This is a genomic window from Microbacterium sp. Gd 4-13 (assembly GCF_003095395.1).
GTDB lineage: Bacteria > Actinomycetota > Actinomycetes > Actinomycetales > Microbacteriaceae > Microbacterium.
Window position 1 is genome coordinate 34,584 of the sequence record NZ_QEIJ01000002.1, and the last position, 16,874, is coordinate 51,457.

General features: G+C 69.8%; 13 protein-coding genes and 1 tRNA gene. 6 read left to right on the top strand and 8 right to left on the bottom strand.

Features of this window, described 5'->3' with window-relative positions; genetic code table 11:
- Positions 1-104 precede the first annotated feature (104 nt).
- The gene (locus tag DEA06_RS04915) at positions 105-1,475 is read left to right on the top strand and encodes an MFS transporter (protein WP_240606823.1); all 1,371 of its coding nucleotides are present in this window, start codon (positions 105-107) and stop codon (positions 1,473-1,475) included.
- Between the two features lie 97 nt (positions 1,476-1,572).
- Here the strand turns inward: DEA06_RS04915 and DEA06_RS04920 are convergent, their stop codons facing one another.
- From DEA06_RS04920 to dcd, 3 genes are all read right to left on the bottom strand, one after another.
- The gene (locus DEA06_RS04920) at positions 1,573-3,222 is read right to left on the bottom strand and encodes a BCCT family transporter (protein ID WP_240606852.1); all 1,650 of its coding nucleotides are present in this window, start codon (positions 3,220-3,222) and stop codon (positions 1,573-1,575) included.
- 398 nt (positions 3,223-3,620) lie between these two features.
- Positions 3,621-5,513: an alpha/beta fold hydrolase gene (locus tag DEA06_RS04925; protein ID WP_165817926.1), complete on the bottom strand. Its 1,893-nt coding sequence runs from the start codon at positions 5,511-5,513 to the stop codon at positions 3,621-3,623.
- 192 nt (positions 5,514-5,705) lie between these two features.
- Positions 5,706-6,311 (bottom strand): dCTP deaminase, encoded by a 606-nt coding sequence (gene dcd / locus DEA06_RS04930; RefSeq protein ID WP_116646876.1) that lies wholly within the window; start codon positions 6,309-6,311, stop codon positions 5,706-5,708.
- 89 nt (positions 6,312-6,400) lie between these two features.
- Here dcd and DEA06_RS04935 point away from each other — a divergent pair.
- Positions 6,401-6,474: transfer RNA gene (locus DEA06_RS04935), tRNA-Gly, on the top strand.
- Positions 6,475-6,539: 65 nt separating this feature from the next.
- Here DEA06_RS04935 and DEA06_RS04940 read toward each other — a convergent pair.
- From DEA06_RS04940 to DEA06_RS04960, 5 genes are read right to left on the bottom strand one after another with little or no spacing between them, the layout of a single operon-like run.
- Positions 6,540-7,322 carry a polyprenol monophosphomannose synthase gene (locus DEA06_RS04940; RefSeq protein WP_116646877.1) on the bottom strand — a complete coding sequence of 261 codons (783 nt, stop codon included), beginning with the start codon at positions 7,320-7,322 and terminating at the stop codon, positions 6,540-6,542.
- Between the two features lie 43 nt (positions 7,323-7,365).
- Positions 7,366-8,973: a class F sortase gene (locus DEA06_RS04945; RefSeq protein ID WP_165817927.1), complete on the bottom strand. Its 1,608-nt coding sequence runs from the start codon at positions 8,971-8,973 to the stop codon at positions 7,366-7,368.
- Entirely contained in the window at positions 8,970-9,869 is a 900-nt protein-coding gene (locus DEA06_RS04950) for a DUF4397 domain-containing protein (protein WP_116646879.1), read from the bottom strand. The genes DEA06_RS04945 and DEA06_RS04950 overlap by 4 nt, the downstream gene beginning before the upstream one ends.
- A 53-nt stretch (positions 9,870-9,922) precedes the next feature.
- Positions 9,923-11,932, bottom strand: a complete 2,010-nt coding sequence (locus tag DEA06_RS04955) for a phospholipid carrier-dependent glycosyltransferase (RefSeq protein ID WP_116646880.1) — start codon at positions 11,930-11,932, stop codon at positions 9,923-9,925.
- On the bottom strand, positions 11,929-13,416 hold the full coding sequence (locus tag DEA06_RS04960; RefSeq protein WP_240606824.1) for a glycosyltransferase family 2 protein: 1,488 nt from the start codon (positions 13,414-13,416) through the stop codon (positions 11,929-11,931). Before DEA06_RS04960 ends, DEA06_RS04955 begins: the two co-directional genes overlap by 4 nt.
- Before the next feature lie 377 nt (positions 13,417-13,793).
- Between DEA06_RS04960 and DEA06_RS04970 the strand changes: the two genes are divergently transcribed.
- The 4 genes from DEA06_RS04970 to DEA06_RS04985 are packed head-to-tail and all read left to right on the top strand — an operon-like array spanning position 13,794 to position 16,874.
- A complete protein-coding gene (locus DEA06_RS04970; RefSeq protein WP_116647254.1) occupies positions 13,794-14,201 on the top strand; it encodes a TOBE domain-containing protein in 408 nt (135 codons plus the stop codon).
- A complete protein-coding gene (gene modA / locus DEA06_RS04975) occupies positions 14,201-14,983 on the top strand; it encodes a molybdate ABC transporter substrate-binding protein (RefSeq protein WP_116646882.1) in 783 nt (260 codons plus the stop codon). Before DEA06_RS04970 ends, modA begins: the two co-directional genes overlap by 1 nt.
- Before the next feature lie 8 nt (positions 14,984-14,991).
- The gene (locus tag DEA06_RS04980; protein ID WP_116646883.1) at positions 14,992-15,816 is read left to right on the top strand and encodes an ABC transporter permease; all 825 of its coding nucleotides are present in this window, start codon (positions 14,992-14,994) and stop codon (positions 15,814-15,816) included.
- On the top strand, positions 15,813-16,874 hold the full coding sequence (locus tag DEA06_RS04985) for an ABC transporter ATP-binding protein (RefSeq protein ID WP_116646884.1): 1,062 nt from the start codon (positions 15,813-15,815) through the stop codon (positions 16,872-16,874). The genes DEA06_RS04980 and DEA06_RS04985 overlap by 4 nt, the downstream gene beginning before the upstream one ends.

The window sequence follows — 16,874 nt, forward strand, 5'->3', positions numbered from 1 at the left end:
TCGTCGTCGCGAGCCTAACGCCCGGCCGCACCCCCGCGCGGCGGCCGCCCGACCTGCGGCGGGGCATCACCGCGTGTTCACCGTGACGGCCTAGCGTGACCGACGTGAGCTCCCCCGATCCGGCCGAGGCCGCTGTCATCCCCCGCTCGAGAGTCTGGTCATGGGCGCTGTGGGACTGGGGCTCCGCGGCCTTCAACGCCGTCGTCACGACGTTCGTCTTCAGCACGTATCTGGCCAGCGGGCTGTTCGTCGATCCGGCGATCGTCGCCGCGGCCGGCGACGACGACCGCAACCCCGACCTGGTCGCCGCCCTCGCCGCGAACGCGAGCCTCGTCGGGGTGGCCCTGATGGTGGCCGGCATCGTCATCGCCGTGCTCGCACCGGTGCTCGGTCAGCGCAGCGACGGCAGTGGCCGCCGCAAGCTCTGGCTCGGGATCAACACCTTCGTCGTCGTGCTGGCGATGGCGGCGATGTTCTTCGTGGAAGCCGCACCGGGGTACCTCGTGCTCGGAGCCACCCTGCTCGCCGTCGGAAACGTGTTCTTCGAGTTCGCGGGCGTCAACTACAACGCCATGCTCGTGCAGGTCAGCACGCGGACGACCGTGGGTCGCGTCTCGGGCTTCGGCTGGGGCATGGGCTACGTCGGCGGAATCGTGCTGCTGATCCTGCTGCTCGTGCTGTTCATCCAGAACTTCGGCGCCGAGGGCACCGGAGGCGTGCTCGGCATCACCACCGAGAACGGGCTCAACATCCGCGTCGCCGTGGTCGCCTCGGCGATCTGGTTCGGCCTGTTCGCCATCCCCGTCCTCGTGCGCGTGCCCGAGATCGAGGCGCCGTCGCGGCGCGTGCGCGTGGGGTTCTTCCGCTCCTACGCCGTGCTGTGGCACACGCTCGCGTCGCTGTGGCACGGAAACCGCCAGGTGCTGCTGTTCCTCCTCGCCAGCGCCGTGTTCCGCGACGGCCTCGCCGGCGTCTTCACTTTCGGCGCCATCATCGCGCAGCAGGTCTTCGGCTTCTCCTCCACCGAGGTGCTCTACTTCGCTGTCGCGGCGAACCTCGTCGCCGGCATCAGCACCATCGCGTCGGGCCGGCTCGACGACCGGTTCGGCCCGAAGAACCTCATCCTGTTCTCGCTCGTCGGCCTGGTCGTCACCGGCACCGCCGTGCTGTTCATCGGCTCGGCTCAGGGCGGATTCTGGGTCGCGGGACTCATCCTCTGCGCGTTCGTCGGACCGGTGCAGGCGGCCAGCCGATCGTTCCTCGCCCGCATCACCCCCGCGGGTCGGGAGGGGGAGATCTTCGGCCTGTACGCCACGACGGGGCGCGCCGTGTCGTTCCTCGCGCCCGGCCTGTTCGCCCTGTTCGTCGGCGTGACGGGCGACACCCGCCTGGGCATCCTGGGCATCGTGCTGGTGCTGCTCGCGGGGCTCTTCCTCATGCTCCCCGTGAAGGCGAAGCAGGCCACGATCGACTGAGCGCGGCTCCCGACCGAGGCACGACCCGCGAAACCGCTTCCGCGCGCCGACACCCCGACACGATGTCAGGGTCTCGGCGCGCAGATCGGATTCTCGGTCAGGTGTTCGTCGGGCCGGCAGGGGTGTCGGATGCTGCGGGCGCAGCATCCGCGCGCTTCTTCCACGGCCACCAGTCGGGCGCCCGGAGGCCCGTATCGTCGCGCGCCTCGACCTCTAGACCGTAGTGCTCTCCGATCTGGTCGACGAACTGCGCTCGGCGCGCCCGCTCGTAGGCCCGCCGCTCGCGCTGGAACGCGATGACGGTTGCCCAGCACATCGCGAGCATCACGACACTGAACGGCAGCGCGGTCGTGATCGCCGCCGCTTGCAGAGCGTCGAGACCCCCCGCGACGAGGAGCGCGATCGCCAGGAACGCGGTGACGAGCGTGAAGAGGATGCGCACCCATCGGGCGGGTTCGGGGTTTCCCCCGGTCGCGAGCATGCCCATCACCAGCGCCCCGGAATCGGCGGAGGTGACGAAGAAGATCGCGATGAGGATGATCGCGCCGATCGTGAGGATCGCCCCGCCCGGCAGGCTGTCGAGCAGCTGGAAGAGCGCCCCCGCGACGTTGACCGATCCATCGGCCTCGGTGAGCGCACCCGGGCTGCGCATCTCGAGCGCGATCGCCGACCCACCGAGCACGGCGAACCAGAGCACACCGACGAGCGTCGGCACGAGCAGCACGCCGACCACGAACTGGCGCACGGTGCGTCCGCGGCTGATGCGCGCGATGAAGATGCCGACGAACGGCGCCCACGACATCCACCAGCCCCAGTAGAACGACGTCCACGCGGCCTGCCACTCCTGACCCGCCTCGCCCTGGAACGCGCTGACGGTGAAGCTGAGGCCGACGAAGTTCTGGATGTAGGCGCCGATCGACTGCACCCACTCGCGCAGCAGGAACGCCGTGTCACCGGCGAAGAGGATGAACAGCATCAGGAGCCCGGCGAGCACCAGGTTGATCGACGACAGCCACTTCATGCCCTTCGTCACGCCCGAGAGCACCGAGAAGAGAACCGCGATCGTGATGACGCCGATGATGACGATCTGCACCGGCAGCCCGGGCTCCGAGACGATCCCGCCCGCATCGAGACCGGCGCTGATCTGCAGCACCCCGAGACCCAGCGACGTCGCGACGCCGAAGAGGGTCCCGACGAGCGCGATCGCGTCGATCGCATTGCCCCAGCCGCCGCGAACGCGCTTGCCGAGGAGAGGCTCCAGCGCCCAGCGGATGGACAGCGGACGCCCTCGGCGGTGGATGGCATAGGCGAGACCGAGACCCACCACGACGTAGATCGCCCACGCCTGGATGCCCCAGTGCAGGTAGGTCTGGGTCAACGCCGACTGGGCGAGCTGCGCGTCGGTGCCGATGACCCCGGGGCGCGGGTTCACGTAGTGGCTGAGGGGCTCGCTCACGCCGTAGAACACGAGACCGATGCCCATGCCCGCGGCGAACAGGAGGGAGATCCACGAGCCGGTCGAGAACTCGGGCTCGTCGTCGTCCTTGCCGAGCTTGATATCACCGAACCGGCTGAAGCCGACGAAGAGGGCGAACGCGACGAAGAAAGCGGCGATCAGCACGTAGTACCAGCTGAAGGTGTTCACGATGCCCGCCTGCACGGCGGCGAACGCGACCTCGGCCTGCGCGGGGAAGATCACCGCGAACAGACTGATCAGCAGCGCGACCGCGCCGGCGGGTATCACCACCCATCTGGCGACCCCGAGCGGCGCCTTCGAGTCGGTCGATACGGGCGATGGCTTCTCGGCAGGGATTCCGTCGGTCACCGGAACACGGTATCCAAGCCTCTCCGCCCGCGCGAGGGAGGCCCTCCCGTGTTATGGACGAGGCCAGACGTCGGGCGCGGCTTCACCGCCGGGTTCGAGCGCGGTCGTGCCGCAGCATCCGAGCCGGTCGCGTAGCCTGCGGACCAGAATCCAGGACGGATCGCTGCTCGGGGGCCCGAAAGCCCCCGAGAACGCGGATCGATCCTGGATTCTGTGCGCGTACGCGGCGCGGCGGATGGAACTGCAGGGCCGAACGCAGAAGCGCCACGAGAGCGGGATGCTCTCGCGGCGCTTCTGCCCGGATGCGGCGTGACCTGCGGCTACGCGGCGCTGACGCGATCGCGTCGGCGACGCACGATCACCACGAGGACGAGCACGATGGCCGCCAGCAGCGGGAGGACGAAGCGCACCACCAGCGCCAACGGACCCCACTCCTGCACGTCGCCCTGGATGGCCGTTCCGCCGACGACGTTCCACGTCACGAGAAGCGCGGACGCGAACGCTCCGGTCCAGATCGTGCCGGTGAGGTGGAAGAAGTACGTCGACATGATGCCCACGAGAGCCAGCACCACGATGAAGGGGTAGCCGACGATCGTGAGCAGCGCCTCGTCGATCGCCAGGCGTCCGGTGACGAGGAGCGGGACGTAGTTGATGATCTCGAGCACGAGGATTCCCGCGGGGAGCACGATGGCGTTCGCCAGCATCTCCTTGCCCCGCGAGATCGACCGTCCCTGCCAGCGCAGCGAGCGGTGCAACGTGAAGGTGAGCATCAGGAAGAACGCCGTGAAGGGGATCAGGTACACGAGGAACTGCGCGAACCGCGTGATGGTCAACGGCTGCAACTGCAGCACGTAGAGCCGGAAGTCGGTCTTGAACAACCAGTCCGAGAGGACGACGAGCACGTAGGCGGCACCGACCGCGATCGTCGCGACGAGCGCCGCGCGTCCGATGACGGCACGCGCACGAGGAGCGGCGACGTCACCGTCGACCTCCGGCAGGTTCGGGAGCACCCGGTTGCCCGACGAGCGGCGTGCCAGAGCCGCACCGATCGCGTAGATGACGAGACCGATGATGCCGTTGAGCAGTGCCCATACCGCGATCCCGGTCGCGAAAGTCTGACCGAAGACGGGCCCGGCGGGGATCCACAGCGCCCCCCAGGTGTTGAACCAGAAGAAGGTCAACGCGGGGATGCCCGCCGTCAGCAGCGCCGAGACGGCCCACGGCCAGCCCCATCGGCTGCCGGCGGCAGCGGGGACGGGACGACGCATCTGCGAGAAGAAGGGAGCGCGCAGCAGCAGTCCGCCGGTGGCGAAGATCATGAGGACGGCGCCGACCATCGCCACGAACGTTCCGGCTTCCTTGAGCCACCAGATCTGTCCGGCCGCGTCGTGGCCGCCCTCGAGAGTCTGTCCGAACCAGTCGATGATGTGCTGCGTGGCCGCGAGATCGTGCGTCACGCCGGGGTGGTTGTTCACCGGACGCACCAGCTCGCGCGCGGTGCCGTCGGCGATCGATCCGTAGAGCTGGTCGGGCACCACGTCGTCGGTGGTGCCGAACGTCGCCTTGAGCGCTTCGCTCGCGGGGATGTCGCGCGTGTTGGCCTCGCCCCACATCGACCCGGAGAACTCTTCGAACTCGGCGAACTGCACGAGCAGGTTGCGCGGGAAGTCGGGGGTTCCGGGAGGGCCGAAGAACCCGGTGGCCGAATCGAGGAGGACCATCGACTGGTACCCGTCGGGGAACGCCGCGGCGGCGTTCATGATCGTCGAACCGCCCAGCGAGTGCCCGGTGAGCCCGATGTTGTCGGTGTCGACGATGTCGAGCGATCGGAGGTATCCGAGGCCGGCCGGGCCGTTGAAGGCGTTGCCGAAGGCCGGGGCGTCCGAGCGCCCGTGGCCCGACTGGTCGATGGCGAGGACGACGTAGCCGCGACGGCTGAGCTCGATCGACGGAGCCTGCTGCATCTCCCGGGAGTTCACGTATCCGTGCACGGCGAGCACCGCGGGCGCCGGCGACTCGGCGGTGACACCGTCGGGGACGAACAGGAGCCCCGAGACCGTCTTGCCGTCAGCCGACGTGAATGCGACGTCACGTACCTGGACAGACCCGAACGAGGTCTGCGCTATCGCGGCGGTCGAGCCGCCCGCGAGAACGAGGGCCAGGGCGACCAAGAACAGTGACCACAGGCGGTGGTGCCTTCGGGATGAGGGCATGGCGATTACTCCTTTGTACCGACGGGTGAAGCGACGCTCGGGTGCGTCCGGCTCACCGGCCACCATGCGGCCGGCCGAGCCAGGGTCGAGTGTAGGGTTCTGCGCCGAAGCTGAGAGAACGCTCCACACAACATGCACATACGTGCAATTGCGCGTGTCGCATACCGCCGGAACGGCCGGATAGCGGTATGGCTACCCGCCGGCCGAACCTGCGTCGGTGACCCCGACATCGGTGCGGTGGAAGTTGAGGAACGAGCGCGACGCCGTCGGTCCGCGCTGACCCTGGTAGCGGTTTCCGTAGGGGCCGGAGCCGTACGGGTTCTCGGAGGGCGAGGTCAGCTGGAAGAAGCAGAGCTGACCGATCTTCATCCCGGGCCAGAGCTTGATGGGGAGCGTGGCGACGTTGGAAAGCTCGAGCGTGACATGCCCGGTGAAGCCGGGGTCGATGAACCCCGCCGTCGAATGGGTCAGCAACCCGAGCCGGCCGAGCGACGACTTCCCCTCGAGCCGCGCGGCGATGTCGTCGGGCAGTCCGATGAGCTCGAACGTCGAGCCGAGCGCGAATTCCCCCGGGTGCAGGATGAACGGCTCGTCGGGTGCGACCTCGATCAGGCGCGTCAGCTCGGGCTGGTCCTCGGCAGGGTCGATGAACGGGTATTTGTGGTTGTCGAACAGCCGGAAGTACCGGTCGAGTCGCACATCCACGCTCGACGGCTGCACCATCGCGGCATCGGAGGGTTCGAGCACGATGCGCTTCGCATCGAGCTCACGGGTGATGTCGCGGTCGGAGAGCAGCACGGCATCAGCCTAGAGCCGCGCGACCGATCCGAGAGGATGCTGCGGCGCAGAGCCCCCTGTTATGCTGGCCCGACGCCGAAAGGCTGCCCGGGGATGTAGTTCAATGGCAGAACTTCAGCTTCCCAAGCTGATAGCGCGGGTTCGATTCCCGTCATCCCCTCCACAGAGCGAGGCCCACCGCAGGTGGCGCATCACCTCGCATCCGCCGCGGGACGCTCCTCGTCGCGGTCAGGCCGGCGTGAGGCGGCGCGTATTGGCACGCACCGAAGGCAGTCGGCGCCGGTGCAGCACGATCTCGCGCACGGCGGTGACGCGGCGACGCAGACCCCAGACGGTGACGTTCCACAGCGACTCGCGCACGATGCCGCCGCTCATCTTGCTGACGCCGCGCTCGCGCTCGACGAAGGTGATCGGCACTTCGACGACGCGCAGGCCGCGCTCGAGCCCTCGCCAGAGCAGGTCGAGCTGGAAGCAGTAGCCCTGCGACGCGACCCCGTCCAGTCCGATGGCGTCGAGAGCGCCGGCGCGGAACGCGCGGTAGCCTCCCGTCGCGTCGCGCACGTCGATCCCGAGGGCGAGGCGCGCGTAGAGGTTTCCGCCGACGCTGAGCGCCTTGCGGTGCATCGGCCAGTTCACGACGCTTCCGCCCGGCACCCACCGCGACCCCAGCACCATGTCGGCGTCGGCCAGCTCGTCGAGCATGGTCGGCAGCGATTCGGGCTGGTGCGAGCCGTCGGCGTCCATCTCGACGAGCACGTCGTACCCGCGCTCGCGTCCCCACGCGAACCCGGCGAGGTACGCGCGTCCGAGTCCGTCTTTCGCTGTTCGGTGGAGCACGTGCACGCCGGGATGCTGCGCGGCGAGGCGATCGGCGAGCGCACCGGTGCCGTCGGGCGACGCGTCGTCGACGACGAGCACGTCCGAGCGTCCGACGGCGAGCACGCGATCGACGATCGCTTCGAGGTTCTCGATCTCGTCGTACGTGGGGATGACGGTCAGCGCGGTGTTCATGACGGGTCCTTCCTTCGGCCGCGAGGCGGCGGTTCTCGACGTGTCAGGCGGCGATGGCGGTGACGACCACGTTGTCGACGTAGTGTCCGGTCTGGGGGTCCCACGCGCCGCCGCAGGTCACGAGCCGCAGTTCCGGGGTCGGCACCGGGGCGTAGATCGACTCCGTCGGGAAGCTGTCCTTCTCCACCGTCTGGATGCCGGTGACGACGAAGTCCGCCGTGGTGCCGTCGCTGCGCGCGACGGAGACGGTGTCGCCCGGGACGAGCTTCGGAAGGTCGTAGAAGACGGCGGGTGCCGTCGGGGAGTCGACGTGCCCCGCGATCACCGCCGGGCCGATGGCGCCGGGCACGACGCCGTTCTCGTACCAGCCCACGGCGTCGAAATCGGCGGGGGATTCGATCCAGCCGTCCACGCCCAGCCCGAGGCCGATGAGGTCGGAATCGACGCCGATGGCGGGGATCGATATGTGCTCGGGCGTGGCGTTCGACGCCGCCTCCGGGGCGACGGGGTCTTGGAACCCGTCGGCAGCGGAAGCCGAGGCGCCCGCCGCCGACGTCGCCGCGTCGAGCGGCGGGCATCCTCCCAGCACGTCGTCGGTCAGCATCGCTCCGGCGAGGGCGCTCCACGCGTCGCCGTAGTACGTCGGCGTCGCCACCGCCGTCTCGGTCATGCGCGCGAGATCGTCCCGCGCAGCATCCGTGCTCGAGTCGGCGGCGTACGCGGCCGCGCGCGCGGCGTAGGCGACGGGGTGCTGGTCGCTCGTCACCGCCTCGGCGCCGGAATCGAGCTCGGCCGGCAGCTCGTCGCCGTCGGGCAGGGCTGCGGCGATCCGGGCGGCCACCGCACGGTCGGCGGGGTCGCACGATTCGGCGTAGCGGATCGATGTGCGGGTGGCGTCGTATCCGTATCCGGGCTCGCCCTCGCCGCTCGCCGAACCGGCGATGGCGACCGAGCCGTCGGCCGCGACCGTGGCCCAGTTGGTCGGAAGCGCGTTGACGTCCAGGAGCGCCTCGGTCGCGGCGCGGCTGCCGGTGGCGAGTTCTTCCCACCGGGTATCGCCCGACGCGGCCGACAGGACGGCGTACGCCGCGGGTGAGGAGTACGACGGGTTATACGCGTGCGGCGAGGCGGTCGCCCACGGCCCGGGCAGGAGGATCCGCCCGGTCTCGGTCGACGCCGTCATCTCGTCGAGCAGCGCCTCGCCCAGCGCGACGCCGTCCTCGCGGAGGTCGTCTCGCCCGAAGGCGTCTGCGGCGAGCACGAGAGCGCGCGCCGCGTCGAGATCGGCGTCGGAGGCGGGCTGGTCATCGACCACGGCCCCCTCCTGCCACCGCCACGCGAGCAGGAGATCGTCGCGCTGCAGGTGGGCGGTGGTCCACTCCCAGATCTCGTCGAACGTCTCCTCGTCGTCGGCGGCGACGGCGAGCAGCAGGCCGTACGCTTGCCCCTCGCTCACCGTGTCGCCACCCTGGTCGGTGCGCACCACGCGCCCGTCGTCGGCGTACTGCTCGAGGAAGTCCGCCGCCGCAGACGCGGATCCGTCCGTTGCCTCGGAGCCCGGATCGGCGACCGGGGCCGCGCACGCCGCGGCCACGAGGGCGACCGCGACGGCGACGGACGACGCGGCGAGCGCGCGCCGGAGGCCGATCACACGGTTCCCGCGGTGGCGTGGCGACGACGCATGATGAGCGCGACGACGGCTCCTCCGAGGAGGAGTCCCGCGGCCGCGACGCCCCCGAGGGTTCCGGTCTGACCGTCGGCCGTGCCGCCCCCGCCGGTGTGGATGCCGCCGACGGGCATGTCGGCGAGAGTGGCCGAGTCGGTGATGGCCTGCGCGGTGAGCGCGCCCGCAGCGGTGTCGAGCACGAACAGCGTCGACACCGAGCCCGCGGGCAGGTCGACCGCGGAGGACGACACCACGTCGGCTCCGGTCAGCTCGAGATCCCATGCGCCGGCGGCTACGGAGGCGTAGCCGGTCGCCGCCCCGGTCGGAACCTCGCGGGCGATCGAGCGGCCTTCGACGGTGTCGACGTCGACGCGGGGTTCGACGGTCGACGCCTGCACGACGCGCACGCGCGCCTGCCCCTCGGCGGGGGCGGAGAGGTCGTCCTGGAAGACGGTGGTCTGGAGGTCGTCGTTGCGACCGTAGGCGGCGACGGTCACCGGACCCCCGGCGGCGACGTCGACCGACTGGCGCACGACCGGCTCGGCATCGTCCGCCGCATCCGACGGCACCATCGAGACGACGTACGTCCCCTCGGCGAGCGGGATGTAGTCGCTCACCGCGCCGTACGCGACGTCTTCGAGCTCGTAGACGACGGAACCGCCCGCGAGAGCGGTCATCTGCACATCGACCGACTTGGTGTCGGGTGAGAGGTGGGCGACGCGGGCCCATCCGCCGGGCTCGGCAGGAGCGGCGGATGCTGCGGGCGCGACCGCCACGCCGAGGGCGACCGGGAGGAGGGCCGCGGCCATGAGGGCCAGGCCGCGCACGCGGCGCCGAGGGGTGCGGCGCGGGGAGCCGGGAGTGGAAGCGTTCGGAATCATGGTGATCCTTTCTTCGGGGGTGTGAGGACGGGGTCGGGTGCGGCGGGGGCAGGTCACGCCGCGGGACGCGGCAGCAGGTTCACGGGTTCGACGGGAGAGAACGTGATGACCACCCCCGCATCGCTGCGCACGGCGGACAGGGGCGCCAGCTGGCCGGTGAGGGATTCGTAGAAGCGCAGCGCCGCGTCGGAACCCGGGGCATCGCCACGGGCGTCCTCGCCGGCGAACGCGCTGATGACCAGCTGACGATGCACGCCGGAGGGGTCGCCGTCGAGCTGGGCGATGTCGGCGATGTCGATGCGCCCGATCGCGGCGAGCTGTCCGAGCGTGAGCAGGATGCGGCCGTCGACGACGCCCGAGGTCAGCAGGTCCTGCTCCTCGACGGGAACGCCGACCGAGGGGTTCTGCAGCAGCTGCTGGCCGGCGATCGATCGCGCGGCGTAGAGACCGTCGTCGCTCGCCTGTGCCAGACCGGACTGCTCGCTGTCGATGAAGCGCACATCGACCTGCTGCGCGCCCTCGCCGAAGGAGGCGACGACCACGCTGTTCTCGATGGCCTGGCTCACGGTCGGGAACTCCGTCGGGAAGGTGCGCATCGAGTCGGTGGTGACGACGTAGTCGTAGTCCCGCCACCCGTCGGGGGCGAGCGCCTGCACGTCGGAGTCGGTGTCGGCCTTGTAGTACCAGACAACGTTCTCGCGGGTGAAGCCCTCGTCGACGAGATCGACCCACATGGCGTCGTCAACGAGCATCCGGGAGTCGGCCGGGGCGTTGTCGGCCATCCAGGTCTCGGCGTCGCGCAGCGGACGGTCGAGGTCGGCGAGCAGAAATCCGCGCAACTGCGCGGTCCAGAGTGGACCGCCCGCCACCAGAGCGACGACCAGGCCTACCGCGACACCGGCACCGCCCACGCGGGAGATGAGCCGATGCCGAGTCGACCGGGCGCGAATGCGCTCGACAGCGACCTGTCCGATCCCCGCGACCACGATCGCGGCGAACGGCAGCAGCATGATCACGTACGGCACGGGCAGGTACCCGCCGCGGAACATGAACGCGGTGAGCGCGAGCAGGGTGATCGCCCACGGACGCAGGCGGCGCACGAAGAGGGCCGCCACCGCCGCCGCGAGAGAGGCGACGATCAGCACGGAATCGAGCTGCCACCACATGCCGACGGTGCGCGACATGAGGCTGTCGGGGTCGAACAGTGATCCGCTGCCCTCGCGAGAGGCCAGCTGGAAGGCGAGTCCTTCGAAGAGGCTGACCCGACCGGCGCCGGGAGCGACCTCGCCCTTGACGAGTGCGAAGGCGACGTAGGTGAGGCCGATGAGAGCCAGCACCGCCGATGCGACGGAGAGCGTGTAGCGACGCGTCGTGCGGTCGGCACCTCGCCACATGAACCACGCGATCAGCGGCAGTGCGAGGAGGTAGGTCTCCTTGGTGAGGACGGCGATCCCGAATGCCGCTGCCGCTCCGATGTATCCGAGCAGTTGCTTGCGCCTGCTCATCGCGAGCAGGAGGGCTCCGAGAAGCCATGCCGTCGCGATGTTGTCGAGATACACCTGGCGGTGGAACTGCACGGCCAGCGGCGACAGCAGGAACAGCGCCGTCGCGACGGACGCGGTGAGGCGTGCGAAGCCGATGCGACGCACCAGGAACCACAGCAGGATCCCCGCGATCGCCGTCGCGACGAGCATGGCCTCGCGCGCCGCGACGACGGCGACGTCGTGCCGGTCCCATGCCCCCGTCAGACCGGCGTAGCCCGCGATCTGAATCCACCCGAGAGGGGGATGGTCGTACCAGTACGTGTAGTGGGTGAGCTCGCCGAGGTTGCCGATGGCCCAGGCCTGCGCGGTGTAGGTGCCCTCGTCGTCGATGCGTTGCGGCGAACCGCCGAGATTGATCGCGTTGACGACCATGCCGATCGCCAGGGCGGGAAGCAACCAGGCGAGGTCGATCAGTCGCGCCCGCCAGAAGCCGCGGGCGGGATCCGGCGCGGTGCCGCCGGCATTCGCGGGCGGCACGGGAGCGGACACGGTGGGCGTGCGTTCGAGCGTCGAGGTCATCGGTTCTCCTCCGAAGCGGCGGCGGCGGCGACGAGCTCGGCCGAAGCGGGGCGGGGCACGGATGTCGTCGAGGAAGCGGGGTCGCGGTGTGCTCCGGTGTGCTCCGTCTTCTCCCAGCTGCCGTCCCCACGCAGTTGGCGGACGACCGATCGCACGGCCGCCGCGGCGAGGAAGATCTGGTACGGCACGAGACCGAGCACGAGCTTGACGTAGTCGCGCACGCGCACCTTCTTGGAGTACACCCGGCCGAACTCGGTGAGACCGGCGGCTTCGGCGACGAGGGTGATGACGGTGGGCACCAGCGGGAGGAAGGTGATGAGCGCGACGACGGTCGGCACCTTGACGAGCAGGATGAAGGCCACCGAGATCGGGATCAGGATGCCGGTGGCGGCTTGCAGGAACGGCATGTTCAGGAGGTACCGGGCGTACATGCGCTGGCGAAGGGTCGGGAGCTTCTTCCACTCGCCCTTGCCCAGCACCTGCAGGAAGCCCTGGTTCCAGCGCGTGCGCTGCTTGTACAGCGATTTCAGCGTCGGCGGCGTCTCCTCACGGGTGACGTACTCGGGGTTGTAGGCAACGACGACCTTGGCCCCGTCGCTCGACAGACGCACACCGAGCTCGCAGTCCTCGGCGAGGCACTGGTCGTCCCACCCCTTCGACCATTCGAGGCGGTCGCGGGTGACGAAGACGGTGTTCCCGCCCAGGGGGATGAACTTCGACCGCGCGTGGAAGTGCAGGCGCGAACGGAACCAGAAGTAGTACTCCAGCACGTTGCGCAGCGACCACCAGCTCGTCTCGAAGTTCATCAACTGCACGCCGCCCTGAACGACGTCGGCGCCGGTCTCCTGGAATTTCGAGTCGACGACGGTGAGCAGACCCGGATGCACTTCGTCCTCGGCATCGAAAACGCCGACGACGTCGCCGGTCGCGATCTGGAGTGCGCGGTTCAGCGCCTTCGGCTTGTTCTTGGGCACACTGTCATCGACGACCACCTTGATGAGATGGGGGTGGCGCGCCGCGGCCTCGCGAACGACGAGTTCCGTGCCGGGGTCGTCGTGACCGACGATCGCGATGATCTCGAAGTCGGGGTGGTCCTGCTGCGCGAGGCGGTCGAGGGTCTGCCCCATGACCTCCTCCTCATGACGCCCGGGCACCAAGAGGGTGAAGCGATGGCGGGCCGGGCGCGGCGATGAGCTGAACTGCGTCGCGCGGAGGTCGTCGGCGGAGCGCCAGGCATGCAGCATCCACCACAGCGTCGTCGTGGCAACCGCGGTGAGCAGCAGCGCCAGAACGATGATGCCGCTGTACCCGAACCACTCGCCGATCGACCAATCGGGCAGGAATCCCCCCATGACCGAAGTGCCGGACTGCGCGGGCACGGGCACGTCGATCACACCGGAGGGCTGCTGCCCCGGAGCCGGTGCGACGGGGGTGAGGAGGGGTTCGGGGGTCTGCCCCGGTGCGGTCTGGGCGAGAAGAGACATGGGTGTGTCGAGGAGCGGGATCACGAGATACCTCCGGCGTCCGGGCGGACGAGTCGAGGGGCGGGGAGCGAGAGGCGCAGGGTGCGCGGGCGCGGGGAGACGACGAGACGGCGAGGGGCGACGGAAGGGAAGATCGCGCGCAGAACGGCGAAGAGGGAGCCGGCCTGCTCTGAGATGGACGGGGCGGCTGCGGCGGCGCTCCCGGTGTTCCTGATTTCTTCCGTATCGATATTCGTCCGCACGGGTGGTGATGCGGAACGGATGGGGAGACGGTTTGGAGCGGTCAGGTGTTTGCCAGGGTGGCGAAACCTCCTGTTCACCTTCGGACGGCCTGCTCACGGTCGCGGATCCGCTTCTGCGGAAATATGATGTGCTTCATGACGCAGATTCGCATCCGAGACGCGGCCGCGTTTCTCGCCGTCAGTGACGACACCGTCCGTCGCTGGATCGACGTCGGCGTGCTGGAGAGCACGCGGGATGCTTCGGGGCGCACCGTCGTCGACGCACTCGCGGTGGCGCTCCTCGGTCGGAAGAACGCCGTTCTGCCCGCGGACCCCTCGGAGATCGGGCGATCCGCCCGCAATCGGCTCGTCGGAGTGGTGACCGATATCCGCATGGACACCGTCATGGCGCAGGTGGAACTGCAGTGCGGTCCTCATCGCATCGTCTCGCTGATGAGCAGCGACGCGGTGCGCGAGCTCGCACTCGAGCCCGGTTCGGTCGCCATCGCCGTCGTGAAGGCCACCACGGTCATCATCGAAACCCCTGACGCGAACGCCCCGTGATGACCCGCACCTCCGCGCTCGCGGCAACGCTCCTCGCCGCCGCCGTCACTCTCGCCCTCGCCGCGTGCGCCGGGGGGACGGCGCCGACGAGCGCCGCGAAGACGGAGGGATCCATCACCGTCTTCGCCGCGGCATCCTTGACCGCGACATTCACCGAGCTCGCGGCGGAGTTCGAAGCAGCGAACCCCGGCACGACCGTGCAGCTGACCTTCGCCGGTTCCTCCGACCTGGTGACGCAGATCACCGAGGGCGCCCCCGCCGACGTCTTCGCCTCCGCCGACGAGAAGAGCATGACGAAGCTGACCGACGCGGCCCTGGTCGACGCCGACGCCCCCGTCGACTTCGCGACGAACGTGCTCGAGATCGCCGTGCCGCCGGGCAACCCCGCCGGCGTGACGACTCTCGCCGATCTCGCCGACCCGGCGGTGAAGACCGTGGTCTGCGCCGCACAGGTTCCCTGCGGCGCCGCGACGGCCGCCATCGAGCAGGCAACCGGTTCACACATCGTTCCGGTCAGCGAAGAATCATCGGTCACCGACGTGCTCGGCAAGGTCATCTCGGGCGAGGCCGACGCCGGACTCGTCTACGCCACCGACGTCATCTCGGCCGCGGGCGCCGTCGAGGGGATCGAACTCCCCGAATCGAGCGAGGCGGTCAACACGTACCCCATCGCGGTGGTGAAGTCCTCCGCCCGCCCCGTCGTCGCCGCGGCGTTCGTGGCGTTCGTCACCGGCTCGGTCGGCGAAGATGTGCTCTCCGCCGCCGGCTTCGGGAAGCCGTAACCGACCGCATGGCGCCCCGGAGAAGCTCCCCTTTCGCCGGCGTACCCGCGTGGGTCGCCGCCATCGCCGTCGTCGGTGCCGCGTTCGTCGTCGTTCCGCTGGTGGCGATGATCTCCCGCGTGAACGGGGCGGAGTTCTTCCCGCTCGTCACTTCGGAGTCGTCGATGGACGCGCTCTGGCTGAGCCTTCGCACCTCGCTCACAGCGACGGCGCTGTGCATCGTCGTCGGAGTGCCGATGTCGCTGGTTCTCGCGCGGACGCGATTCTGGGGGCAGAAGATCCTGCGGTCGCTGGTGCTCCTCCCTCTCGTGCTTCCGCCGGTCGTGGGAGGAATCGCGCTGCTCTACACCTTCGGACGCCGGGGACTCCTCGGGCAGCACCTCGAGGTTCTCGGGATCTCAATCGCCTTCTCGACCACCGCCGTCATTCTGGCGCAGACCTTCGTCGCCCTCCCCTTCCTGGTGCTGAGCCTCGAGGGCGCCCTGCGCACCGCCGGCACGCGGTACGAAGCGGTCGGCGCCACCCTCGGAGCCCGCCCCACGACCGTGCTGCGCCGCATCACCCTGCCGCTCGTCCTCCCCGCGGTGCTGTCGGGCGCGGTGCTGTCGTTCGCGCGGGCACTGGGCGAGTTCGGGGCGACGCTGACGTTCGCCGGATCGCTGCAGGGCGTCACGCGCACCCTGCCGCTGGAGATCTACCTGCAGCGCGAGACCGACCCCGATGCGGCGGTGGCGCTGTCGCTGGTGCTCGTCGTCGTCGCCATCATCGTGGTGGCGATCGCCCATCAGGCGGGCGAAACGCGCCTCCCCCGACTCGGGAAGGCGCGCTCGTGAGCTTCTCGTTCACGGCGACCGTCGCCGACCGCGGCTTCGATGTCGCCATCGACATCGCCGCCGGCGAGACCGTCGCTGTTCTCGGCCCCAATGGGGCGGGCAAGTCCACATTCCTGAACGTCACCGCCGGCCTCCTCCGACCGACCACCGGCCGCGCGCGGCTCGATGACCGCACCCTGTTCGACATCTCGCCCGGCCGCACCGGCAACCGATGGCTCGCCCCGCACGAGCGGGGCGTGTCGATGCTCGCGCAGGACGCCCTGCTCTTCCCGCATCTCACGGCCCGCGACAACGTGGCCTTCGGCCCCCGCAGCAAGAAGGTCCCGCGTGAGGCGGCGAACCGCACGGCGATGGAGTGGCTGGAACGCGTCGACGCCGGCGAGCTGCACGACAGGAAGCCGGCCCAGCTCTCCGGTGGGCAGGCGCAGCGCATCGCCCTCGCCCGCGCGCTGGCCTCCGACCCGGCGCTCCTGCTTCTCGACGAACCGATGGCGGCCCTCGACGTATCGGTCGCGCCGATGCTGCGCCGGATGCTGCGCGATGTGCTCGCCGACCGGACGGCCGTCATCGTCACCCACGACGTGCTCGACGCGTTCACCCTCGCCGACCGCGTCGTCGTCCTCGAAGCGGGGCGGATCGTCGACACGGGGCCGACGCGCGACGTGCTCGACCGCCCCGCCACACCGTTCGCGGCAGGACTCGTCGCCCTGAACCTCCTCGTCGGCACCCGCACCGACGACGGGATCCGCACCGACGACGGCCACTCGCTCCGCGCACGCGGCATCGACGCGATACCGGTGGGCGCACGGGTCGGCGTGTCGATCCGCCCCTCGTCGGTCACGGTCACCACCGGAACGCGCCCCGCACGCACCTCCGACGCCGTCACGATCTCGGGTGAGATCACCGATCTCGAGCCGCGCGGCGACCTCGTGCGCGTCCGCTCGACCGGCATCGCCGCCGACGCGCTTCCCGCTCGCGTCGCCGAACTCGATCTCACACCGGGAGCGACGGCCTGGTTCACCTTCGAAGCGGGCGACGCCCTGGCGTACGAGCTGTGA

Excerpts from the sequence above, each read along its gene's own strand:
- DEA06_RS04925 (WP_165817926.1), bottom strand. The coding sequence starts at position 5,513 with ATGCCCTCATCCCGAAGGCACCACCGCCTGTGGTCACTGTTCTTGGTC.
- DEA06_RS04940 (WP_116646877.1), bottom strand. The coding sequence starts at position 7,322 with ATGAACACCGCGCTGACCGTCATCCCCACGTACGACGAGATCGAGAAC.
- DEA06_RS04950 (WP_116646879.1), bottom strand. The coding sequence starts at position 9,869 with ATGATTCCGAACGCTTCCACTCCCGGCTCCCCGCGCCGCACCCCTCGG.
- DEA06_RS04955 (WP_116646880.1), bottom strand. The coding sequence starts at position 11,932 with ATGACCTCGACGCTCGAACGCACGCCCACCGTGTCCGCTCCCGTGCCG.
- DEA06_RS04960 (WP_240606824.1), bottom strand. The coding sequence starts at position 13,416 with ATGTCTCTTCTCGCCCAGACCGCACCGGGGCAGACCCCCGAACCCCTC.
- DEA06_RS04970 (WP_116647254.1), top strand. The coding sequence starts at position 13,794 with ATGACGCAGATTCGCATCCGAGACGCGGCCGCGTTTCTCGCCGTCAGT.
- modA (WP_116646882.1), top strand. The coding sequence starts at position 14,201 with ATGACCCGCACCTCCGCGCTCGCGGCAACGCTCCTCGCCGCCGCCGTC.
- DEA06_RS04980 (WP_116646883.1), top strand. The coding sequence starts at position 14,992 with ATGGCGCCCCGGAGAAGCTCCCCTTTCGCCGGCGTACCCGCGTGGGTC.